Annotated in this window: 23 protein-coding genes and 1 pseudogene; 10 read left to right on the top strand and 14 right to left on the bottom strand. The window is 36.6% G+C overall.

Annotated elements, in window-relative coordinates; translation table 11 throughout:
* Window positions 1-38 precede the first annotated feature (38 nt).
* The gene (locus tag LEP1GSC059_RS13330) at window positions 39-581 is read left to right on the top strand and encodes an RNA polymerase sigma factor (protein WP_002176358.1); all 543 of its coding nucleotides are present in this window, start codon (window positions 39-41) and stop codon (window positions 579-581) included.
* A 10-nt stretch (window positions 582-591) separates the two neighbouring features.
* Window positions 592-1,644: an LIMLP_03685 family anti-sigma factor gene (gene rsx / locus LEP1GSC059_RS13325; protein ID WP_020980917.1), complete on the top strand. Its 1,053-nt coding sequence runs from the start codon at window positions 592-594 to the stop codon at window positions 1,642-1,644.
* A gap of 152 nt (window positions 1,645-1,796) precedes the next feature.
* Here the strand turns inward: rsx and LEP1GSC059_RS13320 are convergent, their stop codons facing one another.
* On the bottom strand, window positions 1,797-2,249 hold the full coding sequence (locus tag LEP1GSC059_RS13320) for a hypothetical protein (RefSeq protein WP_020980911.1): 453 nt from the start codon (window positions 2,247-2,249) through the stop codon (window positions 1,797-1,799).
* Between the two features lie 418 nt (window positions 2,250-2,667).
* Between LEP1GSC059_RS13320 and LEP1GSC059_RS13315 the strand changes: the two genes are divergently transcribed.
* Both LEP1GSC059_RS13315 and LEP1GSC059_RS13310 read left to right on the top strand, forming a co-directional pair.
* Window positions 2,668-2,976, top strand: a complete 309-nt coding sequence (locus tag LEP1GSC059_RS13315) for a hypothetical protein (protein WP_017213625.1) — start codon at window positions 2,668-2,670, stop codon at window positions 2,974-2,976.
* 95 nt (window positions 2,977-3,071) lie between these two features.
* A complete protein-coding gene (locus LEP1GSC059_RS13310; RefSeq protein WP_017213624.1) occupies window positions 3,072-3,515 on the top strand; it encodes a hypothetical protein in 444 nt (147 codons plus the stop codon).
* Between the two features lie 807 nt (window positions 3,516-4,322).
* Here LEP1GSC059_RS13310 and LEP1GSC059_RS13305 read toward each other — a convergent pair.
* From LEP1GSC059_RS13305 to LEP1GSC059_RS13250, 12 genes are read right to left on the bottom strand one after another with little or no spacing between them, the layout of a single operon-like run.
* A complete protein-coding gene (locus LEP1GSC059_RS13305; RefSeq protein ID WP_017213623.1) occupies window positions 4,323-5,840 on the bottom strand; it encodes an NADH-quinone oxidoreductase subunit N in 1,518 nt (505 codons plus the stop codon).
* Window positions 5,837-7,525, bottom strand: coding sequence for an NADH-quinone oxidoreductase subunit M (locus LEP1GSC059_RS13300; protein ID WP_036057587.1), 1,689 nt, complete (start codon window positions 7,523-7,525; stop codon window positions 5,837-5,839). The genes LEP1GSC059_RS13305 and LEP1GSC059_RS13300 overlap by 4 nt, the downstream gene beginning before the upstream one ends.
* Before the next feature lies 1 nt (window position 7,526).
* Window positions 7,527-9,473, bottom strand: coding sequence for an NADH-quinone oxidoreductase subunit L (gene nuoL / locus LEP1GSC059_RS13295; protein WP_017213621.1), 1,947 nt, complete (start codon window positions 9,471-9,473; stop codon window positions 7,527-7,529).
* A gap of 4 nt (window positions 9,474-9,477) precedes the next feature.
* Window positions 9,478-9,798: an NADH-quinone oxidoreductase subunit NuoK gene (nuoK, locus tag LEP1GSC059_RS13290; protein WP_002176351.1), complete on the bottom strand. Its 321-nt coding sequence runs from the start codon at window positions 9,796-9,798 to the stop codon at window positions 9,478-9,480.
* Complete coding sequence (locus tag LEP1GSC059_RS13285) at window positions 9,795-10,466, bottom strand: NADH-quinone oxidoreductase subunit J family protein (protein ID WP_017213620.1); 672 nt, start codon at window positions 10,464-10,466, stop codon at window positions 9,795-9,797. Before LEP1GSC059_RS13285 ends, nuoK begins: the two co-directional genes overlap by 4 nt.
* 13 nt (window positions 10,467-10,479) lie before the next feature.
* Window positions 10,480-11,520, bottom strand: a complete 1,041-nt coding sequence (nuoH, locus tag LEP1GSC059_RS13280) for an NADH-quinone oxidoreductase subunit NuoH (protein WP_002176216.1) — start codon at window positions 11,518-11,520, stop codon at window positions 10,480-10,482.
* Window positions 11,517-12,854 carry an NADH-quinone oxidoreductase subunit NuoF gene (gene nuoF / locus LEP1GSC059_RS13275; protein ID WP_002176219.1) on the bottom strand — a complete coding sequence of 446 codons (1,338 nt, stop codon included), beginning with the start codon at window positions 12,852-12,854 and terminating at the stop codon, window positions 11,517-11,519. Before nuoF ends, nuoH begins: the two co-directional genes overlap by 4 nt.
* A 15-nt stretch (window positions 12,855-12,869) precedes the next feature.
* Window positions 12,870-13,349 (bottom strand): NADH-quinone oxidoreductase subunit NuoE, encoded by a 480-nt coding sequence (gene nuoE / locus LEP1GSC059_RS13270; protein ID WP_002176284.1) that lies wholly within the window; start codon window positions 13,347-13,349, stop codon window positions 12,870-12,872.
* A complete protein-coding gene (locus LEP1GSC059_RS13265; protein WP_002176399.1) occupies window positions 13,349-14,566 on the bottom strand; it encodes an NADH-quinone oxidoreductase subunit D in 1,218 nt (405 codons plus the stop codon). Before LEP1GSC059_RS13265 ends, nuoE begins: the two co-directional genes overlap by 1 nt.
* 1 nt (window position 14,567) lies before the next feature.
* A complete protein-coding gene (locus LEP1GSC059_RS13260; protein ID WP_017213618.1) occupies window positions 14,568-15,104 on the bottom strand; it encodes an NADH-quinone oxidoreductase subunit C in 537 nt (178 codons plus the stop codon).
* On the bottom strand, window positions 15,101-15,661 hold the full coding sequence (locus LEP1GSC059_RS13255) for an NADH-quinone oxidoreductase subunit B (protein WP_000524416.1): 561 nt from the start codon (window positions 15,659-15,661) through the stop codon (window positions 15,101-15,103). Before LEP1GSC059_RS13255 ends, LEP1GSC059_RS13260 begins: the two co-directional genes overlap by 4 nt.
* The gene (locus LEP1GSC059_RS13250; RefSeq protein WP_001057833.1) at window positions 15,652-16,029 is read right to left on the bottom strand and encodes an NADH-quinone oxidoreductase subunit A; all 378 of its coding nucleotides are present in this window, start codon (window positions 16,027-16,029) and stop codon (window positions 15,652-15,654) included. The genes LEP1GSC059_RS13255 and LEP1GSC059_RS13250 overlap by 10 nt, the downstream gene beginning before the upstream one ends.
* 368 nt (window positions 16,030-16,397) lie before the next feature.
* Here LEP1GSC059_RS13250 and LEP1GSC059_RS13245 point away from each other — a divergent pair, with 368 nt between their 5' ends.
* From LEP1GSC059_RS13245 to LEP1GSC059_RS13235, 3 genes are read left to right on the top strand one after another with little or no spacing between them, the layout of a single operon-like run.
* On the top strand, window positions 16,398-17,045 hold the full coding sequence (locus LEP1GSC059_RS13245; protein ID WP_002176269.1) for a hypothetical protein: 648 nt from the start codon (window positions 16,398-16,400) through the stop codon (window positions 17,043-17,045).
* Between the two features lie 13 nt (window positions 17,046-17,058).
* Window positions 17,059-17,523 (top strand): MaoC family dehydratase, encoded by a 465-nt coding sequence (locus LEP1GSC059_RS13240; RefSeq protein ID WP_002176397.1) that lies wholly within the window; start codon window positions 17,059-17,061, stop codon window positions 17,521-17,523.
* Between the two features lie 30 nt (window positions 17,524-17,553).
* Entirely contained in the window at window positions 17,554-18,009 is a 456-nt protein-coding gene (locus tag LEP1GSC059_RS13235; protein WP_002176275.1) for a MarR family winged helix-turn-helix transcriptional regulator, read from the top strand.
* 99 nt (window positions 18,010-18,108) lie between these two features.
* Here the strand turns inward: LEP1GSC059_RS13235 and sph are convergent, their stop codons facing one another.
* Window positions 18,109-19,788, bottom strand: coding sequence for a sphingomyelin phosphodiesterase (sph, locus tag LEP1GSC059_RS13230; protein ID WP_020980921.1), 1,680 nt, complete (start codon window positions 19,786-19,788; stop codon window positions 18,109-18,111).
* A 730-nt stretch (window positions 19,789-20,518) separates the two neighbouring features.
* Between sph and LEP1GSC059_RS22115 the strand changes: the two are divergent.
* The 3 genes and pseudogenes from LEP1GSC059_RS22115 to LEP1GSC059_RS13220 all read left to right on the top strand — a co-directional run.
* Window positions 20,519-20,626: pseudogene (locus tag LEP1GSC059_RS22115) on the top strand (transposase); the annotation flags it as partial.
* A gap of 509 nt (window positions 20,627-21,135) precedes the next feature.
* A complete protein-coding gene (locus LEP1GSC059_RS13225; RefSeq protein ID WP_017213616.1) occupies window positions 21,136-22,767 on the top strand; it encodes an HsdM family class I SAM-dependent methyltransferase in 1,632 nt (543 codons plus the stop codon).
* A 400-nt stretch (window positions 22,768-23,167) separates the two neighbouring features.
* Entirely contained in the window at window positions 23,168-24,061 is an 894-nt protein-coding gene (locus LEP1GSC059_RS13220) for an IS982 family transposase (protein ID WP_017213615.1), read from the top strand.
* Window positions 24,062-24,070: the final 9 nt, after the last annotated feature.

The raw sequence follows: 24,070 nt of genomic DNA, 5'->3' as shown, positions 1-24,070 counted from the left end.
GACACTTTTTGGAAAGTCAGTTCGTTATTGAATATTAGATGAGCCAAAATTCCGAAAGTCAAATTTTTGATTTTGACGGTTTATATTCTAGAAATTATGAAAAAATTTATCGATTTCTTCTTAGCAAAGGAGCTTCCAAAGAAGAGGCCGAAGAAATTTGTCAGGAAACTTTTATCAAGGTTTTGAGACATTGGGAAAAATTTGATCCTTCCAAAGGAAATGAAACCTCTTGGATGCTTACGATTGCAAAAAACCAATTCTTAGACGTTGTAAAAAAGAAAGGTGCAATTGAAAAAAGAGAATTGGCAGATTCTCAAAAAGTTTTAGAGATTATCTCAAAAAAGGAAACAGAATACGAGGAAGATGGTTATCAATTGGATCTTTTAAACGCAAGTGTAGAAAGTCTACCTCAATTGGAGAAAAATATAATTGTACTGCGTTTTTTAAGGAAATATACGATCAAAGAGACCGCCGATAAATTGGGAATATCAGTGAGAACGGTAAATAGAAAAACATTCGCCACACTCACCGTTTTACGTAAGAAATTGGAAGCATTGAATTTCGACTTTGAGAGTATATAGGAGATAAAATATGGAACCTAATTCAGATTCAAATCGAAGGTCAAATATGGAACGAGCAATTTCAAATCAAATGACGCGACTGGAACTCAGTGAATTTTTATCGGATCCAAGATCTAGAAAAGAATTCTTCGAATTGATGAAATTAAAAAGTAAAATCGGACATTTGGAAATGAATCTAAATTTCCGATCCGATGAAGGTAAAAGCCGAGTCTTATATATTAGAAATTCATTATTAGCTGCTGCTTGTGTTCTGTTACTTTCTGCATTGGCTTTTTATTTCAGATTTTTTTCTTCGGAACAAAACGAGTTTGAAATTACAAAATCAGTAACTACCGGTCAGTGTAACGTTTCTATGAATAAAGAAAACATTATTCTGAAATCTGGCAAAGATTCTTATTGTGATTATACAATTTCGGGAGAATTGGGATTAACTTTGAGAATTTTACCTGAATCCATTTTTTCAGCTTCTAAAAAAGGAGATGAAGTAAATCTAAGTTTGAGTTCCGGGAAAGTTCTATTCACTACGAACAAAAAAAAAATATCTTTAAAAGTTCGGTCGAAAGTAGATACTTTATCTTCCGAACTTTTAGGAACAACTCTCGTTCTGATCGCAGATCAAAGTTCTAAAAAATATCAAATTATGGTTTTGGAAGGAGCTATAAGAGTCGATTCTACAAATTCGAAAGTGGATATTCTGCCAGGTTATTCGGTTCTCAAGGATGGATCTTCTGAAAGTTCGATTCAATCCTCTGGACGAGAAGTAGAAATTATAAAAATCGAGCCGAAAGAATTTACAAGATACCAGGTGCTTTCAGAAAATTCTAAAAAGGTCTTAAATGAAAATTTTACCCATCACGATCAGGAAACGGATTCTCTAATCAAATCCAAAACCGAAGAAAATTCGCATCCTATATATCGTATCACTCTTAAGAACAAACAAGTTTTTTCTGGGACGATCGAAGAGACCGAAAAATTCTATCTTCTTAAAGATAGAGAAGGAAATATTAAAGAAATTGAAAAAGAGGAAATAATCGAATTAGAACTTATTCAACCGAAAAACTAACACGAGTTAGATCTTTTTCAATTTGGTATTCCTATTTGATATTCTTTTAAAACTTTATCTTGTTCAATTTAGTTTCCTTTAAATGTCGGAGTTATTTGAAACTGAGATTTTATAAGTCGCTTCCTTAACCAATTTTCTATCGATTTTTAATTTTAGATTTGAGGCCAGTCGATCTGATCGTCTTTAAATAGTGGGCTAAACCCAAAAAAGATTAGTTCATCTTCTTCAAATTGAAAGATCGCGTTAATTTTATCGGAGAAGGCGGTAACTCCATGTGTATGATCTTCTTCTTCGTCATCTTCTTCAAGATCGTCGACTCCGTTTTGATTGAGAAGTTGTCGAATCGTTTCGATGGATTCTCCAATGATTGGTTTTCCGAAAAGACGAATTGATGGATTTGAAATCGTAATCGAATACAATCTATTGTCTTCCTCTTGATCGAATTCGTATTCCGATTCTTCTAAAAAATATTCATATCCAGTGGATAGAGCGCCTTCGTAATCGTAGTCGTAAATTTCGTCTGGTTCTCCTAATTTTGATTTTACTTCGTCTATGGACATTCCAAAATAAATTCCGTTTAACCCCTTGCCGATTTCTATATTCACTTTGTCCTTCCTCCAGATAAGATCACAGACTTTTAAATATCCGCGACTTGACAATCTCTTAAAATTCTTCTCGTGGTTATTTATCTACAGCTTTATGTTTTTAGATTTGGTGGAAGTATAAGAAAATGAGAATGGATTTTTTGTTTCATCTTTAGAAATCTAATTATAGAAAATGTTCAGATAAATTTTTTCTTGAATGATTTTTTTAATGATTCAGAGTTATATGATAGTTATAACTACATACCTTATCTCAAAAAACTGCTCAAATACAAAATGTAAGATATTCTGTTATATAGTTACTAACAAAAAAAATACAGTTCAGCCGAAAATGAGTCTATCTTAAATGTATTTTATTCTATAAAATAATCTCACGGTAAAATTCGCTTTTCAGGAAAAAGTCATCTGGTATTCGGTATGTATGTGGAGCTCCATTTCTAATAACGTTAAAATCAACTTCGTCATTTTTGTAATCTTAGCATTTTTAGGATTTTTTTCTCTGGGGGCCATCGGCTTTGGGTTGTATTATTTGATTTTTCCGATAGCTGGGTTTTTCTTTCCACATCCTGATTCCTTACATGGAGATTGGGTTGCGCCTTCTGCAATTTTGGTGAGTATTTTATGGCCTCTGGGTTTTATATTTGCTTCTATTTTATTTAATTTTCTTAAAAAAAGAAATTGGCCTAAAGATATATTATATTTTTTATATATTCCTATATTATGGTTTTGAGTGGCTTTTCTTTGGCTTTATCTTATCAATCATAAAATGTAATCATAGACAAGAATAACGTGTAGTTTGTTGAATGTGAATCGAGGTAAGGTTCTATGAAAATGAGAAAATTATGGATTGCAGCTTTATGGATCATTCTAGGTCTATTTATATATGGTTGTGAAGAAATCAATACGGACGATCCAGTTTCTGCATATTTATATTGGTCTGGTGATAGTTCTTTACCGAAAGATCTTGTGGCAATTCACGGTAAATATTGGGAATCTCCTCATATTACTCACGAACACACTTTATTTTTAGAGATCAAGGCGCCTTTACAATGGAGAAAAGAATTTAAAGAGTTGAATCAATTGAAAGAAGTGAAAAAGAAATCGAGTAAAAGTAAATATTTCGATTGGAAAGACTCTAATACGCCAGGTTGGTTTAATCCGCCGAAATATTTTAAAGTGTTTATTCCAAAAAATGAATATACTAGTGGGTCCGTATATTTTGAAAATCCGGTAGATGGACATATGTTTCTTTATGAAATCCATTTGTAATCAAATGGGGAATTGTATTGAATTTTTTCGTTTTTAAAGATTAAAAATAATAGTTCCTACATTGAAACTATATCTTTTGAAAAACTCATTGTACTTAGAGAATTGACGGCTTATATGACTATTTTTCTTTGTCGAACTGCATTCAAAGTGGCTGAAAATTATAATTTGTTCTAAGAGTCTGTCCCAAAACCTTCCAATGTGGGAACTACTACAGTTTATTAAAAATTTCTAAAGAATTATCGCGTAAAAATCTTTGGGTTTTGGGACAGGCTCTTAGTTTAAAGTGAGTTCGATGTAAGGAATTCATTTTTCTAAAAAAAGGTAGGGATCTGAACTTTACGAACTAATTCTAAAATTGTAGGACTGATACTGTTTCAAAATTTGTAATGTGACTTAATTTGTGGGAACTATTACAAATTACGATTGTACGAACTAATTCTAAAATTGTGGAACTGATACTGTTTCAAAATTTGTAATGTGACTTAATTTGTGGGAACTATTACAAATTACGATTGTATAAACCAATTTTTAAAATTGTGGAACTGATACTGTTTCAAAATTTGTAATGTGACTTAATTTGTGGGAACTATTACAAATTACGATTTTACGAACTAATTCTAAAATTGTGGAACTGATACTGTTTCAAAATTTGTAATGTGACTTAATTTGTGGGAACTATTACAAATTACGATTGTATAAACCAATTTTTAAAATTGTAGGAACTTACATTTTTAGAAAATTCTTTCTTATTTTTTTTACGCCAAACTCACGTTAGTTTAATCAAAAATGGAACTGGATCATTGCAAATCACCTAACACTAATAAGTTGTAAGTTACCTGGAACTAGTAAAAACCATCCTACCGATACCATTAAAAGACACAAGACTACGACCGAAGTTACTCCAACGCTATAAGGCGCTGTATGATTTCGAGAAATTTCTCCTTCGTCGCTACTCATAAAAGTTGCGATACCAATTCTTAGATAATAATAAAGTGCTAATGCTGAATTGGTTACTCCTCCAATGAGTAGTATACGACTCATGAGTGTTTCCGATTCTGCAAGTTTTTGAAATAAGAATAACTTTGCCCAAAATCCTCCAAAGGGAGGAACTCCCGCTAAAGACATAAAAAAAATATTAATTGCTATTGCAGTTAAAGGTTTTACTCCGGACAAAGACTGAACGGAAAAGAAAGTTACTTGTCTGGTTCCTTCTTCTAAATAAGCGAGAATTGCAAACGCTCCTAAACTCATAAATGAATATACGATCAAATAAAATAATACTTCTTCTTTGATTCCTGCAGATATTCCTGCTACTACATAACCGGCGTGTGCGATTGATGAATATGCAAGCATTCGCTTTAAATTTTCTTGTTTTAATGCGAGTAGGTTTCCGTAGATCATAGAACATAACGCAAGGATTCCAGGCAACCACGCCCAAGTACTATTCTCAAGTGGAAGTGGTAATTTTGTATAAAGTACTAAAAGTAATCCAATCGATGCTGCCTTTGCCGCCGTGGACATATAACCTGTAACAGGTGTTAAAGCTCCTTCGTAGGCATCGGGGGTCCAAGCGTGATATGGAAAAAGTGCTATCTTAAACGCGACTCCTGTTATAAACAAAACCAATCCTATCTTAGCAAAATTTCCTTGATAACCTGTTATGATCAGTGGTTTTAAAGCTTCAGTAATATTTGTAGAGCCGCTTCCCCCGAACAAAAAAGCAACCCCCATCAACATAAATCCCGAAGAAAAACTTCCCAATAGAAAATATTTCAATGTGGCTTCTAGAGAAAACAGATCACTCCTTGCCATTCCTATCAAGATATATAAACAGATACTCATTAGTTCTAAGGCTACAAATACGAGTATAAAATCTTGTCCCGTAGTCATGAGAGTCATTCCACAGGTTGCAAATAGAAGTAGTGGATAAAATTCAGGGAATTCTATTTTATGATTTTTTAATATTCTTGGAACTATCGCGGCGGTTCCGATTGCCATAGAGATATAGATCAGATTTAACCAAAAAGATAATACAGAATTTTCAATCTGTCCGCCAAAGTTGAATTCGTTTCCAGGAAATCGAAACGAAGTATAAAATACGGCCGCAAACGCTAAAAGTAAAATGAGTCCCGAAACGTATCTTACGATTATAAATTCTTTCGTTTTAAATAATACGGATAAACAGATCAAAAATATTCCACCCGCCGCCAAAATGAGCGCGGGTAAAACGGAAAGTAAGTCTGGCACATTCGGGATCATACTTCTATTAATGACTTGTGCAATATTCAAAAATGGTAAAATAGATAATAAATCGAATAGATTCATTTTTGTGCCTCCTCATCGGAATTTTTTCGGATTGGTTCCGGTAAGGAATATTTGCTTGGATACCTTTGTAGGCGTTCCGCATAACTAGGTGGTTCAACTCCCAAAGATTTATAGGAAGTGAATTTTCTTAGATGGTCTATGTCTTTATGATACGGATCGTTTAATCTAGCGTTTTTGAACGTTTCTTTAGATCGATCTTTTATGACTCTCGTAGATGCAGAGTTGAGTGCTACTTTTACGGAAGGTTCTAATACTTTTAAAAATGGTTTCGGATAAATTCCGATCCAAAAAATCATAATTACGGTAGGTACTAAAATTAACCATTCTTTTAGGTTGAGATCTTTGTGTTCGATTAAGTTTTTAGTCGGTTCTCCGAAGATCATTCTTTTTGCAAATAACAAAAGATAACCCGCCGCAAACACCACTCCGGTTGCGGCTAACGCACCGTATACGACGTTGGACTTAATACTTCCGAGTATAATTAAAAATTCTCCTATAAAACTGTTGGTTCCAGGCACTCCAAGCGAAGAAAAAATTGCGATCGCAAAAAATATTGAAAAGACCGGTAGTAGTTTGGACAATCCCCCCGCTTTTGCGATGTTGTTGTTCCCAATCCTTTCATGTAACATTCCAAGCATAAAGAATAACATTCCTGCTGTAAATCCGTGGTTGAGCATCTGCAACATTCCACCTGCCATTCCTTCTTCGGTGAAACTTAAAATTCCTAACATACAAAAACTCATATGAGAAAGTGAAGAAAATGCTACAACTCGTTTAGAATTTTCTTGGGCCATTGCGATGATTGCACCGTAGATGATTCCTGCGATACAAAGAGCTCCTAAAAATTCTCTGTATTCGAGCATCTCTTCCGGAAAAAGTGGGATCGCTAATCGTATAAATCCATACAATCCGATTTTTAATAATATTCCAGAAAGATCTACAGAACCTACGGTTGGAGCTTGTGAGTGTACATCCGGCATCCATGTATGTAAAGGGAACAATGGAACCTTGATTGCAAATGCAAGTACGAATGCAAAAAACATAAACAACCGTATGTTTTTCGGTATTTCCGGTAGTAACCCAGTGGATAATTCTTCGATTACGATTGTTCCAGTTTTAAAATATAATATTAGAATTCCTGCAAGCATTAACACCGATCCGGTAAAAGAAAAGATCAAATATTTGATTGCCGCTTTGACTCTTTGATCTTCTCCCCAGATTCCCACCATGAGGACCATAGGGGATACCATTGCTTCCCAGAAAATGTAAAACAATACCAAATTGCCGGATAAAAATACTCCGTGTACGCTCATCTCTACGATCATTAGATAAACATAAAATTCACGGATTCGATTTGTGATACTCGTCCAAGTTGCGAGTGTGGAAAGAAAAAATAATAAAGAAGACATTCCACAAAGTAAAAGGCTAAATCCGTCTAGTCCGATGTGGTAATCGATTTTCAGATTTCCTGAAATCACAATTCCCCATATCCGATCTACAAATTGAAGCGAAGAGTTTGAAGGATCGTATTTGAAATATAAACCTACGATGATTAAAAACGGAAGGAGTGTAAATGATCCTGCTATGAATCTTAACCAATTTACTTTGTTGGATAAAAATAAAAATGGAACCCCAATAAACGGTAAAAATAAAAAAATACTCAATATGTATGGTGGGAAATCCAAGTTATAGCCCCCTCAATAGAAAAAAGGAAAGAATGACTACCGTTCCAAATACGATTAAGATGGCGTAGTCTACTACGATTCCGGTTTGAACCCTTCTTAGGACTAAGGAAATTGCAACCGCCACTCTTCCGGTTCCACGCAACATCAGATCTAAGAAATTTCTTTCCACGTGATCTGCTAAAAATTTTCCAAATAGTAGGATCGGTTCTACAATAAAGTTGTGATAAAACTCGTCCACGTAGTATTTTTTAGTAAGAATTCTTTTGATTCCGGTATGAGATTCTTCCGAGTCCGGAACTTTTTTTCCGGTCAAAAAAATCATTCTTGCGATGAATATTCCGGAAATTGCAACCGCTACGGATACTGCGATCAAACTCAATTCTACCGCAGTTGTTGTTCCTACCTCATGAACATCTAACGAGTGTTTTGCGATCGTTTCTGAAATTTCGATTCCTCTGATAAAAACCGGACTCAAATAACTTCTGAGTATATGTACTCCTCCATAAATAAAATGAGGAACTTCTAAAAATCCTGTAATCGTAGCGCCGATGGATAAAATCACTAGAGGAATTGTCATAACAAGAGGTGATTCGTGAAGGTGAGAAGTTTTGTGAGAAGATATGCGGGATTCTCCGTAAAAGGTAAGATACGTCATGCGAAACATGTAGAACGCCGTCAAAAGCGCGGTTATAATTCCAAGTCCGTAAAATAAGGTTCCATAAGCATAAGTTTTTTCTAATATTAGATCTTTAGAAAAGAATCCGCTAAATGGCGGTATCCCTGAAATTGCGAGCGATCCAATTAAAAAAGTGATCCATGTAATTCTCATTTGTTTCTTAAGTCCACCCATGTTGCGTAGATCCTGTTCGTGATGTAACGCGTGGATTACCGACCCAGATCCTAAAAATAAAAGCGCCTTAAAAAAAGCGTGTGTCATCAAATGAAAAAGCCCCGCGACATACGCTCCGGCTCCCATTGCCACAAACATATATCCAAGCTGTGAAACAGTAGAATATGCCAGGACTTTTTTGATGTCGTTTTGAAAAAGCCCAATCGTTGCCGCAAAAAAAGCAGTGATCGATCCTATGACTACGATCCAATACCCTACTTGAGGAGCGGATAAAAAGATTGGATTGAGTCTTGCGATTAAAAAGATTCCTGCGGTTACCATTGTTGCCGCGTGAATGAGTGCAGACACTGGAGTTGGTCCTGCCATTGCATCCGGAAGCCATACGTGTAATGGAAGTTGTGCAGATTTTCCGATTGCTCCGATAAAAAAACAAACCGCCGTTAAAGGTAGTATATAACGAAAAGAAGGTACTTCCAATATCGCTTCTGAGATTGTAGTAAAAGACACCGAACCTGTGTACCAGAATACAAGCGCAATTCCGAGTAACATTCCCAAATCTCCGATTCGGTTTACGATAAACGCTTTCATTCCGGCGTTCGCCGCAGTTTCTTTATGATAATCAAATCCGATCAATAGATACGAACAAAGTCCTACCCCTTCCCATCCGAGAAATAAAAGTATTAGATTTTCTGCAAGTACCAGATTGAGCATCGAAAAGATGAATAGATTCAAATACGCAAAGTAACGTGCAAAACCAGGATCATCTTTCATATAACCGATACTATAGAGATGTATGAGAGAACCGATTCCGGTGATGATCAGAACCATATAAAGAGACAACTGATCTACTTGATACGCAATAGATACGTTAAGTCCTCCCGTAGTGATCCAAGGAAACAAGGTGACGATTTCCGGGATCACTGTTTGCATCGGCTTGAATTGATTGAAAGAAACAAGAGCTAAACCAAAGGATAAAAATACAACCGTGGTCGATAAAATTCCGGTAAATCCTTTCAGCCATTTGCCGAAAAGACCCGAAACCAAAAATCCTATCAAAGGAAGAGCGACTAACGCAGGTATGAGATTTTCAATTTCCATTTTTCTACCATTTCATCAGATTCATTTCGTCTACGTAACTAGTCTTTTTGATCCTATGGATTGCAATTACGATCGCAAGTCCGATGGCCGCTTCCGCCGCTGCGATCGCCATGACGAAAAATACGACTACTTCTCCGTCCACTTGATGAAGCGCTTTCGAAAAAGTCACGAATACGAGATTGACGGAATTTAGAATCAATTCCACTGACATAAAAATCAAAACCGCGCTTCTGCGAACCATCACTCCCGCGACTCCGATCGTAAAGATGATCATCGCCAAAATCAGATAATAGTGCACCGGGATTCCGGAAATCCAGAGGTTCATACTTTTCCTCCTTCTTCGCCTTTTCCTAAATTCTTTTTACCCAATACCACGGCGCCGAGAACCGCAGCGAGGAGTAATATGGAAATGAGTTCGAAAGGAAGAAGATAACGTAAGAACATCGCGCTTCCGACTACGGCGGTGTTACCTTCGGCGTTAACCGGAACGAACGCTCTATAGTGCCAGTTAGGTCCTTTTTTAGCGGTATGTTCCTCATGCTTTTGACCAATTTGAAAAGAATAATCGGCCGACATTCCATCTCGCGTTTTCCTGTATCTGTATCCAACCGGTTCGGTATTTTCGGATGGAATTCCGTCTTGAACCGCAGTTGTCAGAAGAATCCCCAAGAACATTACAAGTCCCAAATATAATAATTTTTTAATTGGTTTTTCGAATAAAAAGAATTTTTGACTATCCTCTCGGAGAGACAAAAGCATCAACACGAATACGACTAACACCATAATTGCCCCGGCGTAGACCAGCAACTGCATCGTAGCGATAAAGATCGCGTTCATCACCGCGTAGATCGCGGCCAGGGAAAAAAAACTGAGCACGAGTAGGACCGCGGCGGTAATCGGATTAGGATGAAAGATTACTCCCAACGAACTGAGTATCATCACAGAAGCGAATAGAAAAAACAAAAGTAGTTGAGGTTGATCTGTAAATGGCATATTGATTATATTCTTAAAATTGTATATAAATGCTTGCGATCAGTATATTCAATATTGCCCAGGGAATGAGTTTTTTCCATCCCAAAGACATCAGTTGATCGTAACGGAAGCGGGGTAGGGTCCACCTTACCCATAAAAATAAAAAGGTAAAAAATAATACCTTTCCTAAAAAGAAGGCAAGTCCAACTAACGGTTGTAATACGTGTCCTTCTAAAATTCCAAACGGAACCTGATACCCTCCAAAAAATAGAAGTGTTACGACACAACTCATCGTGATCATATTCATATATTCCGCGATAAAAAATAAGGCAAACTTAAACGCTCCGTATTCTGTATGAAATCCAACTACAAGTTCAGATTCCGCTTCCGCCAAGTCGAAAGGTAATCGGTTTGTTTCTGCAAACATGGCCACTACGAACAGGCAAAATGCGATGAACCCAGGAAGTTTGAAAATGTTCCAAAGACCTGCCTGAGACGCGCTGATGTCGGTGAGTTTTAAAGAACCTGTAAGAATCACGATCGAAACTACACTCATTCCGAGAGGAAGTTCATAACTGATCATCTGTGCCGTAGAACGAACTGCACCTAACAACGAATATTTGTTATTGCTTGCCCAACCTGCTATGATAATTCCATAAACCGCTAAAGAGGAAACCGCAAATAAAAATAAAATTCCAGTATCTGGATTGGCGATTTGTAGATCTAAAAATGTAAGACCCGTTTTATTTTGTAACCACTGAGGAAGAGGGATTTGTCCTCCGAGCGGAACCACAGACCAAGCCATAATCGCGCAGGTCATAGAAATCGCGGGGGCGATCAGGTACATTATCTTGTTTACTTGAACGGGAAAAACTTCCTCTTTCGTCAAAAATTTAATTCCATCCGCAAGAGGTTGTAACAATCCCCAGAAACCGGCGCGGTTCGGACCTTTTCGGTCTTGTATAAACCCGGCCACTTTTCTTTCTGCGAGAGTATAATACGCGCAGGCGGTGATTAATATAAAAAAGAAAAGTACACTTTTTAAAAGCCAAAATAGAATTTCATTCCAGTTCATGGAGTTGTTTTTCCCCCTACAGAGGATTCCTCAGTAATTCTGTCTTCTTTTCTTCTTCGAGGATGATCTGGCACGACTGGTTTTTCCTTTAATTTTGCATCAAACTCGGAACGAAACTTTTGTAACGCTGGACGAACTGCTCCTACACATGCGTCTGAAAGTGGACAGATTGTAGTTCCACCTTCCATATTTCTAGATAAAGAAAGAATCAGATCTATGTCTTGAACCGTTCCTTCTCCTTCTCTGATTTTATACAAAAGGTCTCGAACCCAATGAGTTCCTTCTCTACAAGGAGTACACTGACCACAGGATTCGTGAGCATAAAAACGGGCGAATCGATACGTCGTTTCTACAATATCCGTTCCTTCTGCAAGAACGATTACCGCTCCGGAACCAAGCATGGTTTTATGCGCTGCCATAGATTCAAAATCCATATTAGCTGTTTTGCATTCTTCTGCGGTGAGAATCGGAACGGAGGATCCACCCGGAATGATTGCCTTTAGAGGTTTATCGTCTAAAATTCCGCCGCAAAGATCATTCACTAATTCTAATAAAGGAGTTCCTAATTCGATTTCGTAAACACCAGGTTTTTTTACGTGACCGGATACGCTGAATAGCCTCGTACCTGGAGATTTTTCCGTTCCTATTTTAGAATACCAATCCGCGCCCTTATCTAAGATGTGAGGAATTGCCGAAAAAGTTTCTACGTTATTGACTACGGTCGGAGAACGATAAAGTCCCGACACTGCGGGGAAAGGGGGTTTTAGTCTAGGATGACCTCTTCTACCTTCGAGTGAATTGATCAGTGCGGTTTCTTCCCCACAGATATAAGCGCCGGCGCCTTCGTAGAGAATCAGATCAAAGTCAAAGCCGCTTCCTAAAATATTTTTTCCTAAATATCCCTTGTCATAGGCTTCGTCGATTGCAACCTGCATGGTTTTGGCGCCTTTTTGGAATTCTCCTCGGATGTAAAAAAAACCTTTGTTAGATCCAATCGCGCGGGCCCCTATGATCATACCTTCTATGATTTGATGTGGAAGGTTCTCGATCAGTTTACGATCTTTGAATGTTCCAGGTTCCCCTTCGTCCGCGTTGCAGATGATATATTTTGGTTTTGGAATGTCTTTTGGGATAAAGGACCATTTGAGACCGGTCGGAAAACCGGCGCCTCCTCTTCCTCTCAGTCCGGATTTTTTGACTTCTGCGATGATGTCGTCCGGTTTCATTTGGAGTGCTTTTTTCATTCCGTCGTATCCGTGTACGGATTCGTAAAACTCCAGTTTGGTGGACTGAGGGTTATCAATGTATTTTGTAAGAAGTTTCATTTCTGCCATAAGGATTTCCTTTTGTCAGTTCAGATTGTCTAAAATCTGATCCACTTTTTCGGGAGTCAGATGTTCGTAAAAATCGTCGTTGATTTGTACCATAGGAGCGTAACCGCAAGCGCCTAAACATTCTACTTCTTCTAAGGTGAACTTTTGGTCGGAAGTAGTTTGTCCGGTATGAATTCCCAGGCGTTTACAAATATGTTTTTCGATTCCGTCGTTTCCTCGTAGATAACAACTAGAAGTCCCGCAGATTTGAATATGATATTTACCGACAGGCTTTTTATTGTAGAGAGTATAAAACGTGGCGACTCCGTAAACTTGCGCCAGAGAAATAGGATCTCCTAAACGTTCGGCGATATAAGCCATTCCGTCTTGATCTACAAATCCGTTTTCTCTTTGTAAAATATAAAGACAGGGTAATATAAGAGAACGTTTATCTGGAAACGCCTCTAACATTTTTTGAAATCTTTTTTCGGAAGTCTCGCTGAACTTGTAACTCATCAGCAATCTAACTCCCCCGCAATCACGTTCAAAGAACTCATGGTCGCGACCGAATCCGCTAAAAGTCCGCCGCGGACTAATTCTGCAAAAGATTGATAATACCAAAAACAAGGTCGTCTAACGTGTACCCTCCAAGGAGATTTTTCGCCTTCGGATACGATATAAAATCCAAGTTCTCCGTTGGCGGCTTCCGTTGCCATATAGTATTCTCCAGGAGGAACTTTGACACCGTGCATAATGATCTTAAAATGATAGATCAATTCTTCCATGTTGTTGTAGACTTTGTTCTTTTCCGGTAAATACGCGTGTGGAAGATCCGCGTGCCAAGGTCCGCTTGGAATTCCGTCTACGAGTTGTTCGATGATTCGGATTGATTGACGCATTTCTTCCATTCTGACAAGGCTGCGGTGTAATACACTTCCGTCTTCTCCGATCGGAACGTCAAAATCTACTCTGTCATAAAATAAGTAAGGTTCATCTTTACGAACGTCCCAGTCCACTCCCGCAGCGCGTAAATTGGGGCCGGTATAACCGTAGGCAATTGCGTTTTCGGCGGAAATTCCTCCGATCCCTTCTGTGCGCCCTAGAAAAATTTTATTTTTTAATAGAAGGCTATTGAATTCTTCAATTGCAGGTTTTAAACCTTTGCAGACTAATTTTACTTCTTTGACAAAGTCGGGATAAATATCTTTTTCGAGACCTCCGATTCTACAAAACGTAGTGGTAAGTCTAGCACCTGTTAGTTTTTCGATGATCTGATAGATGTTTTCTCTATGATGAAATAGATGTAACATTCCAGAAAATGCACCTAGATCCACACCTAAAATTCCGGTGCAGATGATATGATCTATGATCCTTGAAAGTTCGGAGATGATCATTCTAACATACGTTACACGATCTGGAACTTCTACCTGCATCATTTTTTCAACTGCCAAAATCCAGCCTATGTTGTTGAGAGGAGTGGAAACGTAATTCATTCGATCTGTGCAGACTAAGAATTGATTATAAGTATAACGTTCTCCTAATTTTTCAAAACAACGATGAACGTATCCTATCACGGATTCCGCTTCTACAATTCTTTCTCCGTCGATTTGGATTACGTTTTGTAAAATTCCATGTGTGGCTGGATGAGAAGGCCCCAAGTTAACGAGTAAATGACCTTCGGGAAGATTTTTATATTTTTGTTCGAAGTGTTCTGCGGTTTTTTCGTACATCATATTATTTCTTCCCTCCTTCTTTTGTAATGTCTTCGTTTACGTGAATGTGTAAAAGATCCTCGATCAGATAATCTTGACCAAATCCTTCCAAGGGGAAATCTTTTCGCAAAGGATGTCCTTGGAAATTATCGGGCATTAAAATTCGATCCAGATTGGGATGACCAATAAAATGAATTCCAAAAAGATCATATACTTCTCTTTCTGGCCAGTCTGCTCCTTTAAATACGGAGGTAATACTTGGAACCGATTCTCCGTCTTCCAGGCGGATCTTGATCCGGATTTTACTTGAAGATTTGTTTGCAGAACGAAGTAGATAGTTCACTTCAAAACGAGGTTCTTTTTTACCAAGCCAGTCTACCGCGGTTAGGTCATTTAGAAAATTATAATAAAGTGTTGGATCGTTTTTAAGGGCTAGAATTACCGGGACGACTCCTTCTGCCTTAAGATAAAAAACGGGAACGTTGGAGACTATTTCTTCCTGAGAATCTAAAAAATGAGGGAATTTTTCTTTAAGGAAACTTTCTACTTTTTCTTTCATCGTACAACCAGGGGCTTATTTCTTTCGTTGAGTTCCTGGATCTTTTGCATTACTTCTTGGCGTCTTGCTTCCAAGCCCTGGGTTTTTAATTTAGTCTGCAATTTTAAAAGCGCGTCTAAAATCGCTTCGGGTCTGGGAGGACATCCTGGAACATATACGTCCACGGGTAGAATTCGATCTACTCCTTGTAACACACCGTAAGTATGAAACATTCCTCCAGAGGAAGCGCAGGCGCCTACGCTGATTACAAATTTAGGTTCCGCCATTTGATCATAGATCTGTCTTAAAACTGGAGCCATTTTGTAGGTGATGGTTCCCAAAACGAGAATCATATCCGCCTGACGAGGAGAAAACGAAGGTCTTTCCGCACCAAAACGAGCGATATCGTAATCGGAACAGGCAGTACTCATATATTCGATACCACAACAGGCGGTAGCAAAAGGATAAGGCCAAAGAGAATAACTTCTTCCCCATTGGATTACGGATTCCACGTTTCCAAGTTGAACCATATCCCCCAGCGCTTGACCCGGGGTTTTACTCAAATCGCTCAGTCCCATTCCAGCGCTCCTTTCTTCCAGATATAGTATAAACCTACTACCAAGGTTAAAACAAACACAAACATCTCGAAGAATAGAAAAAAACCAAGACCAGCGTTTTTAAATCCGATCAAATTGACCGCGTAGGGAAACAGAAAAACCGCTTCGATATCGAACAAAATAAAAAGAACCGCGACTAAGTAGAACTTGATGTTGAAAAGTCCTCTCGCGTCTCCGTAATACTGCACTCCACATTCGAAAGTGTCCTGAGGTTTGGATTTTTTCTTAGGACCTATGAGTATGGCGAGGGTAAGAATCAGAGCGGAGAAACCAACTCCGAGTAAGAATTGAATCAGTAGAGGACCAAGATGTTCGGGAGCGTTATTCATTGAATCGTATAGGCTGGCATTTTGTTTACCACATGCTATTATTAGAACCAGATCCACAGCACCGATTAGACTCTCGTTTGTAGATAACCTGTCAACCTGAAATTCAAACGGAACTGATTTCGATTTTCGGGTCGTTCTATTTTTTTAAAATGAAACTCAACTGAAATTGATCGGATTTTATCTTGTCATATTTCGAAAACAAAGTAGAGAATTTTTTTCAAAACGATTCTAAAAACTTTCTCGGCAAAAATGAAACTGAGTCAAAACTGAAATATCCTAAATTGGAATTTAGAATCGAGGCGCCGATCTCTATCAATTTGTTTGATAAAAAACAGATGGACAAATGATTGATCTGGCAACTGGTAGTAATGAATTTGAAAAGAGAAAACGAATTGTATCGTATCCCACTTTATTTTTCCGGGAAGAGAATTCTCACGTCCCAAAGTCTATTTTACGTTCTAACTATATTCTTTTTTATATTTGTTCAATGTTCTCCTCAATATTCTATTTTGGGAAACGTATTTGTTCGGAAAGGTTTTGTTCCTGAAAAAAAAGTTCGTCACGTAGTATTTCCGGTTCGAATTCGATCCGCTTGGTTGTTAAAAAGTCAAAATGTAGAACAAAAGAAATTTTTTGAATCTAGAAGTTATGAAAAGTTAGAACTAGCCATTCTTGGATATGGCGGTAAGATTCAGGAAAAATATAAGTTGGAGAAACTATATCGTTCCGAAATCGAATCTGAAAATTTGTTTAACGAAGAAAAAGGAATTCAGATCGCCAAACAGCTCGATGGTGATGTGGCGGTTTTTACTGAAATTACGGACTATGGAACCGCCTCTGGAAATTCGGTTTTAGAAGTTACCATAAAAGCGATTGAAGTGGATAAAGGGGAAGTCGTTTGGAAAGCAATCTATTCCGGAAAAGCATTGGGACTTCAGGACAATATTGATTTATCCATTTTAGAATCTGAAATTTTTGAACATCTTACGGAAAAATTAAAAAACAAAACGGAGTAAAGGAGAAAAAAACATGGCTAAGGTAGTATTGTCCAGTTTTGCGGAATTGGAAGCGTATACCGGAAAGGAGATCGGAGTTTCCGATTATCACACTGTGACTCAGGAGCAAGTGAACAAATTTGCAGAAGCAACCCTGGATCATCAGTGGATTCATACGGATCCGGATAGAGCGGCAAAAGAATCTCCTTTTGGAGGAACGATTGCTCACGGTTATCTTACCTTATCTATGGCGCCTTATCTTTTATCTCAAATATTAGAATTAAAGAATATTAAGATGGGGATAAATTACGGAATGGAAAAACTTAGGTTTTTAGAACCCGTAAAAGTAGGAAGCAAATTGAGACTGAAAGCGGAGTTGATCGAGCTGAAGGACCTAAGAGGTACGGCTAGAATGACTCTGAAGATGACTTTTGAAACCGAAGGTTCGACAAAAGCAGCTGCGGTAGGAGAGGTTATCTATCTGTATCAATTTGCCTGATTGAAAAATAAATTTAAAATTAGGTAAAATATGAGTCCTAGAATGGTCATTTATTTGATCTCGAGAATCCGAGACGAATTTCACAAACATCTCAATCAGGAGTTAAAGGAAAAAAATTTAAGTCCGTTAACGACCTCCCATGCGGATATTCTGTTTGCGCTCGTAAAAAAAAACAAGGCGCAGATGCAGGATATTGCTAAGATGATCAATCGAGACAAATCCACGTTAACCGCTCTTGTGGATAAATTGGAAGTGTTAGGGCTTGTAGCTAGAACAAAAGATTCGGAAGATCAAAGGATCATTCATTTGGAACTTACTCCTAAGGCGGAATCTGTTCGCCCTGTTTTACTTGGAATTTCTAGATCTCTTTTGGGAAATTTATATCGAGGTTTTACAGAAAGCGAAAAGAAAGAATTAGTACGTCTATTGATGAAATTATACCAAAATCAAAATCCGGAATCTATTACTGTAGATCTTTTGCAGTAAATTTTGACCGAATGACACTGATAGTTTGGTGAGAATGAACGAAACCAAGTTTTGTAGGAGGCTAGACACGATCTGAGCCTCCATTTAAAACGAAAAAAACTAACGATATATTAGATCTTTTTTCCAATTCTGAGCAGGTGTTTTATCCAATCGGAGATAAAAAGATTCCATTGGACCTATGTAATCTTTCCATAAAAAAATATATTCTCCCCAGCTCCCACCCATCCAATTTGTAAGAATATAATATCCTTGTGTAATAATATCATAATCTTTAAATGCGATTTGGATTCCATCTTCCAAACACGAGTTTTTATCCAGGTTTATTACTTCTAGTAAATCAGAACTTACATTCCAATTTGTGTAATAAGCGTAGTTACCAGCTCCTCCTTTGAGCCAATAATTCCAGAAATAATTCAATTCTTCGGAAACTTCAATTCGTATGCGCCCCGATTGGATGCAGTTCGGCTCTGCGCCTTCTTGATATAAATTGAATGTTGTGTAGGGTGTTTCTTCCGTTGTATTTACCTTGAGCCATCCATACCGATTTTTAGGATCGGCTTGAATTTTTTTATTGGTTACGATTGCTTCTAATGAAACTCGATCGTATTTTTTCTTGTGTGCGGAAAACGTTGGAGTAAGGGAGTCGGCATATACGAATCCGTAAACCGGATAGTAATCAGAATATTCGTCGCTTTGGTATGCCTTGGTTTTCCAATATTTTTTTGAAGTTGGATCATATGCTAAATTTTGCCAGACTGGTGGTTGCGAATGGTCGCTTGAAACGAACACATAATTTGGATAATTAAGTTTCTGATAACTACCTATTTGTTGAAAGTAAGCGGCGAATGGATTTTTTTTAGGATCCCAAATTTTTGAAATTCCTACATAATGAGGTTCGTTTACCCTAAGTATAGAAAGCATTTCTTTATACTCATTGCTTCCTTTTTCTGTACCAAAATTGCCGACAATAAAGACCATCTCGTTTTTCGAAATATCTTTCATATTGATGAAATTTTTGATCTCACTGTATTGAGTTTTTCTAATATCTTTTGCTGGTAAGTGACTGAGCGTAGAAGAATTTCCTGAAATCACATGGGCCCCTATAACATGAATTAGCTGTCCGTGTTTGTTAAGTTTAACGTAAAGAAAACCTTGGACGGGTTGTGGAAAATAAGGCCTACCCATACCATTTTCATAGATATATTGGATTTTTTCTTCAATAGGCCATTTGCTTAAAATCATAATCCCCCCGTTATCCCTAAGCCAAGAAGTCCCAAAAAAGTCTCCCCCTAAAGTGTTGTTCCAATTTTCCCTACCTGCTCCGAGTACACTCGTTTGATATGGATATTGATATCGAAGTCCATCAGAAAGTATTTTCTGAGAATTTTCATTTACAACACCCTCAAGAACAATTACGTCCTGTTGCTGAATGTGTTGCGAATTTAACAGCAGTTTTGCCCTTTCTTCTTGGCCCCAATGTTTTGTAGTGAAGTATTTGGTCGAAGGCATACTAAGATTGTAATTTAAAATTTTTACACCCAATTCGCCGTCGTTTGCAGTATCGTATTTTGTCGATCCCATTCTTTCGGCACTTGTACTTCTATATCCTACGTTAATATGATCCTCCGAGAAAAGAAGAGATAACAACAAATTGTTATTCGAAGGAGAATGTCTGTCCGGTAAACAATTTAGAGAAAACAGAAAAAAGCAACATACAAGAATCCTTCCTATCTCAGCTTCAATCGATTTTTTTCGGACAATATTTCGCTTTAATTTCATATTCGAGCCTCTTGGTTATTTTGTGTGGGAATCTTATTGTGCAAATTTCAAAGAAGATAGCATTTTATGAAAAAATCCAAAAAAAGAATTACTTTAATTTAATACTTAGGTAACTTCTCATAAAAACATTTGTTTTTATATTCAAATAAATATTATATTTTAATAATATTTATTTGAAACTCTTTTGTAATTTGGTCGATATCTTTTTGGTCAGTGGAATTATGGATCGTGCTGAAAAATTATATAGCACGGTGCATTTTGCATTTAAGCAGACTTTTGTGATAAATATTTGTGGATCTATATTATATAGTCTGAATATAATTCTTCAAAAACCATTAAAATTAGCCTTCAAAGGAGTCTGCAAGGAATCAAAGAATGTATAAAAGTAACGTATCCTTTTATTTGTAAAAGATTGAGTAGAATGGGGCAGGGATCAATTTTATTGATGAGACTGGAATTCGTTCAGATTCTACGGTTGGAAAAATTTAGGGAAAGTAATTTTAAAAGATGTTGGAATACGCAATAAAGTAAATGCAATCTCGGCCATAAATATTTATGGCACATTTTGGTATCAAACTTACACTGGAAAGTTTATGGGACTAAGTTAGTAGAATGATTAAGAGACTGTATGGAAATATAAAAGAAAGAAAGTCTTTTTAATTTTGGATGGTTACCCGTTCACAAAGTAAAAGAATGTTTAAAACTTTTCAATGGTAAATTAGAGTTTTATTTTTTTCCAGGATATTCTCCTGACTTAAATCCAGATAAGTTTGTCTGGGATCATTTAAAGACAAAACTACTACCAAAAAAATCTTGGGCTCCAATGAAACTATGTTAGATGCTGTTCAAACATTCTTCTATTCTAAATCGGTATACTATTTATACTACTAAGTAGTAAGGTAATCAAAAAACGGTAAATAAAATCTATCGATTATAAAGTATTTAAGAATAAAAAAAATAAAACGTAAATTTTAAAATAACAAAAGAAAGATATTTGTTTCAAAAATAACTTCCTTTTTTAAATCTTAACGAATCAACATTTTTAGAAATTTAAAAAATAATAACTGAAGCGGATTTAATTTAAAGTCTGTTTATAAAAATTTTCAATAAGATAGATGTATACATCATTATCCTCATGTCCGTTTAAAAAGATTTCTAATTTAGAAATGTTCAATGGATAGTATACTGGTAAGTCGTATAACAACGCTAAGTTTAGTTAAATAATTTACTGGTTGTTAGGTTCTGAAACTTTTGTCTTTGACTGTTATAGGTTTTCAGATATAGAAGCATAAAAAAATATGATTTTGTTCGAAGTTACGAATGAATGATTGGAAATATACGGTATAGATGTCTCAAGAGGTAAATCGAAAAAATAAATTTCTAGGACAGTTTTTTACACCTGAAAGAGTCGCACATTTCCTAGTAGATTGGGTTTTGGGTGCAGAACGAATTACTTCTTCAGAAGGTTTAAAACGTATCCTGGATCCAGCAATCGGGAACGGAGTTTTTTTCGAAAGTGTGCTGAATAGACTTCCAAATCTCAACGCTGAATGGGTTGGTTTTGATTTGGACATACAATGTTTAAGTTCCAGCCGCTCTGTATTGGAAAATAGAATTTCCGATTCTAGTATACTTAGTTTTTACGATCGAGATTTTTTATTACAGGAAGAAAATCAAAAATTTGATGTTATTTTATGTAACCCTCCGTATCGAAAAATTAATGATAAAAATTATTCAAAAGAGTTAATTCAACAATTTGAAGGAAAATCGGATAAAAAACTTCCTGGGACTGCAAATCTTTACGTTTTCTTTTTATTAAAATGTTTGAATCTAATTCATGTAGGAGGCCGGGCCGCTTTTCTTGTGCCTCAAGATTTTTTCAATTCCGGTTATGGAGTTTTTATCAAATCCGTTTTGCAAGAATCTGGATTGTTACATTCTTTGTTTTTATTTTCTCCTCAGGACATCCTTTTTGACGAAGCAATTACGAGTTCTTGTATTCTATTATTTGAAAATTCTAAAAAAGAAAAAAAGTCTGGATTTTATTGGACGAGACTTAAACCCGGATTTTTTTCTGAAGAATCTGAACTTCCTCTCTGTTCCGTAGAATCTATCCAAACGGATTGGATTTCTTTTCCAGATCCAGAGGCAAAGTGGAGTCCCATTTTTCATCGACTTGAAAAGAAAACGTATCAGAGCGATAAAAAGTCCGATTTTGAAAAAGAAAAATTAGGTCATTTTGTACCGTTGGCTGAGTTTGGGAAATTTACCCGAGGGATTGCGACAGGAGACAACGACTTTTTTCTATTTACAAAAGAAATGGTGGAAACTTCCGGAATTCCCGAAAAACATTTTAAGACTTGTATTCCAAAATCTCAATATGCAAGAAATAGAATATTCTTACATTCTGATTGGGAAGAATTGAGTCAAAAGGGCGCTAAAGTATGGTTGTTAGACGTCAAACTTGAATTCGATTTGAAGGATTCTCTTGCTTTGCAAAACCATCTACAATTTGGAATTACAAGAGGAGTTCATCAGAGATTTCTACCTTCGAGAAGAAAAAATTGGTATACTCAAGAATCTAAATCCCCTTGTCCTATTCTTGCTTCTAGTTTTCATAGAACCGAAATTAGAATTGTCAGAAATTTCAGTAACGTAGTTCACCTAACTTGTTTTCATGGATTTAACCCAGCTGCAAATATGGAAGAATGGGTAGATCCTCTTTACGCATATCTAATCTCTTCGGTTTCTAAAAAGGATTTAGAAACTAGAAGAAGAGAATACGCGAGAGGTCTTTGGAAAGCCGAGCCTGGAGATTTAAATTCTCTTTGGGTTCCTGATTTTAGAAAATTAGATTCTCAAATTCAAAACGAATTGAAGAACTTAGTTTTGGATTTGAAACAAGCCCGGTTTTCTTCTGAGAAAGAATCATTCATTCTGAATAGAATCGATTTGATTTTTAAAGAATGGTTTGTCTGATTAGTTTTAAAAAAATAGAAGTTGTTGAGTTCGATGTAAAAAATCAGGCGAATCAGGCTTGCCACAGGCAGCCGGACCGGATTCTCTGCTCTGGTCAATAAATTGTATAAAAGAAACGTAATACGACTTACCACCGTAGATTTCAATTTGGAACGCGATCTGTCGAGTGATTATAGAAGCGAGATGCTGAGTTCAACACGATCCCTTTCGCGTTAATTCAGATTAACAAAACTATTTCAATCGACCGTTTTTATAAAACAGATGAGAATTAATTTTATAATAACTCTAATATATCTTACTTAACGTGAGTTCGGCGTAAGGTGGGAAAAAAGAGAAAGATCTTGTACTCAAAAGCGCCAGATCCATATTGAACCAAACTTTCAGCAAAAAGGAGTTCAATATGGATCTGACATCAATATTTTGTGCAATAGACGATTATTGTACACAACAAAAAATAAATTGGAACGGGAAAATATTGAGTCCCGTGGCAGGAAAAAGAAATCGTAAATTTCAGCTCAGCCTGAGTGAGGTAGCAACAATCGTAGTTTATTTTCATCTTTCTCATTATAGAGAATTTAAAAATTTTTATTTGATAGAAATAAAAAAGAATCTGAAATCCGAATTCCCAAAAGCGGTAAGTTACAATCGTTTCGTTGAACTGATGCCTAACGTGTTAGCTGTTATAGCTTCCTTTCTATCCAACACTTGTATGGGAAAATGTTCCGGAATATCGTTCATTGATTCTACAATTCTCAAAGTATGCGACAACAGAAGAATCCATTCTCATAAAGTATTTAAAAACATTGCACAACGAGGGAAATCAAGCACAGGCTGGTTTTACGGCTTTAAATTACATTTAATCGTAAATGATCAAGGTGAAATATTATCATTTATGGTCACTCCTGGAAACGTCGACGACAGAAACTCGAAAGTGATTTTCCCACTTGTTAAAAAGATTTACGATAAACTTTTCGGAGATAGAGGATACATCAGTCAATCTCTATTTGAAAGTCTTTATGAAAAGGGAATTCAACTCATTACAAAACTTAAAAAGAATATGAAAAATAAATTAATGCCCTTGGTTGATAAAATTCTTCTAAGAAAAAGAGCTATCATTGAATCGGTTAACGATGAACTTAAAAATATCTGCCAAATTCAACATACTATACATCGGAGTTTTTGCAATTGGGCTGTTAATCTTTTAAGTGGTTTAGTTGCATTTTCATTCTTTCCAAAAAAACCGTCTTTGAATTTGAGATCTAAAGACAATTTACAACTTTTAATCTCTCCTTAGACCGAATTC

Source organism: Leptospira noguchii serovar Panama str. CZ214 (assembly GCF_000306255.2).
In the GTDB taxonomy this organism is placed as follows: Bacteria; Spirochaetota; Leptospiria; order Leptospirales; family Leptospiraceae; genus Leptospira; species Leptospira noguchii.
Note: the sequence above shows the minus strand (reverse complement) of the source record. Positions and strands in the feature narration are given on the sequence as shown.

Coding starts and splice junctions, on each gene's coding strand:
- LEP1GSC059_RS13330 (WP_002176358.1), top strand. CDS start 39: ATGAGCCAAAATTCCGAAAGTCAAATTTTTGATTTTGACGGTTTATAT.
- rsx (WP_020980917.1), top strand. CDS start 592: ATGGAACCTAATTCAGATTCAAATCGAAGGTCAAATATGGAACGAGCA.
- LEP1GSC059_RS13315 (WP_017213625.1), top strand. CDS start 2,668: ATGTGGAGCTCCATTTCTAATAACGTTAAAATCAACTTCGTCATTTTT.
- LEP1GSC059_RS13310 (WP_017213624.1), top strand. CDS start 3,072: ATGAAAATGAGAAAATTATGGATTGCAGCTTTATGGATCATTCTAGGT.
- LEP1GSC059_RS13305 (WP_017213623.1), bottom strand. CDS start 5,840: ATGAATCTATTCGATTTATTATCTATTTTACCATTTTTGAATATTGCA.
- nuoL (WP_017213621.1), bottom strand. CDS start 9,473: ATGGAAATTGAAAATCTCATACCTGCGTTAGTCGCTCTTCCTTTGATA.
- nuoK (WP_002176351.1), bottom strand. CDS start 9,798: ATGAACCTCTGGATTTCCGGAATCCCGGTGCACTATTATCTGATTTTG.
- LEP1GSC059_RS13285 (WP_017213620.1), bottom strand. CDS start 10,466: ATGCCATTTACAGATCAACCTCAACTACTTTTGTTTTTTCTATTCGCT.
- nuoH (WP_002176216.1), bottom strand. CDS start 11,520: ATGAACTGGAATGAAATTCTATTTTGGCTTTTAAAAAGTGTACTTTTC.
- nuoF (WP_002176219.1), bottom strand. CDS start 12,854: ATGGCAGAAATGAAACTTCTTACAAAATACATTGATAACCCTCAGTCC.
- nuoE (WP_002176284.1), bottom strand. CDS start 13,349: ATGAGTTACAAGTTCAGCGAGACTTCCGAAAAAAGATTTCAAAAAATG.
- LEP1GSC059_RS13265 (WP_002176399.1), bottom strand. CDS start 14,566: ATGATGTACGAAAAAACCGCAGAACACTTCGAACAAAAATATAAAAAT.
- LEP1GSC059_RS13260 (WP_017213618.1), bottom strand. CDS start 15,104: ATGAAAGAAAAAGTAGAAAGTTTCCTTAAAGAAAAATTCCCTCATTTT.
- LEP1GSC059_RS13255 (WP_000524416.1), bottom strand. CDS start 15,661: ATGGGACTGAGCGATTTGAGTAAAACCCCGGGTCAAGCGCTGGGGGAT.
- LEP1GSC059_RS13250 (WP_001057833.1), bottom strand. CDS start 16,029: ATGAATAACGCTCCCGAACATCTTGGTCCTCTACTGATTCAATTCTTA.
- LEP1GSC059_RS13245 (WP_002176269.1), top strand. CDS start 16,398: ATGAATTTGAAAAGAGAAAACGAATTGTATCGTATCCCACTTTATTTT.
- LEP1GSC059_RS13240 (WP_002176397.1), top strand. CDS start 17,059: ATGGCTAAGGTAGTATTGTCCAGTTTTGCGGAATTGGAAGCGTATACC.
- LEP1GSC059_RS13235 (WP_002176275.1), top strand. CDS start 17,554: ATGAGTCCTAGAATGGTCATTTATTTGATCTCGAGAATCCGAGACGAA.
- sph (WP_020980921.1), bottom strand. CDS start 19,788: ATGAAATTAAAGCGAAATATTGTCCGAAAAAAATCGATTGAAGCTGAG.
- LEP1GSC059_RS13225 (WP_017213616.1), top strand. CDS start 21,136: ATGTCTCAAGAGGTAAATCGAAAAAATAAATTTCTAGGACAGTTTTTT.
- LEP1GSC059_RS13220 (WP_017213615.1), top strand. CDS start 23,168: ATGGATCTGACATCAATATTTTGTGCAATAGACGATTATTGTACACAA.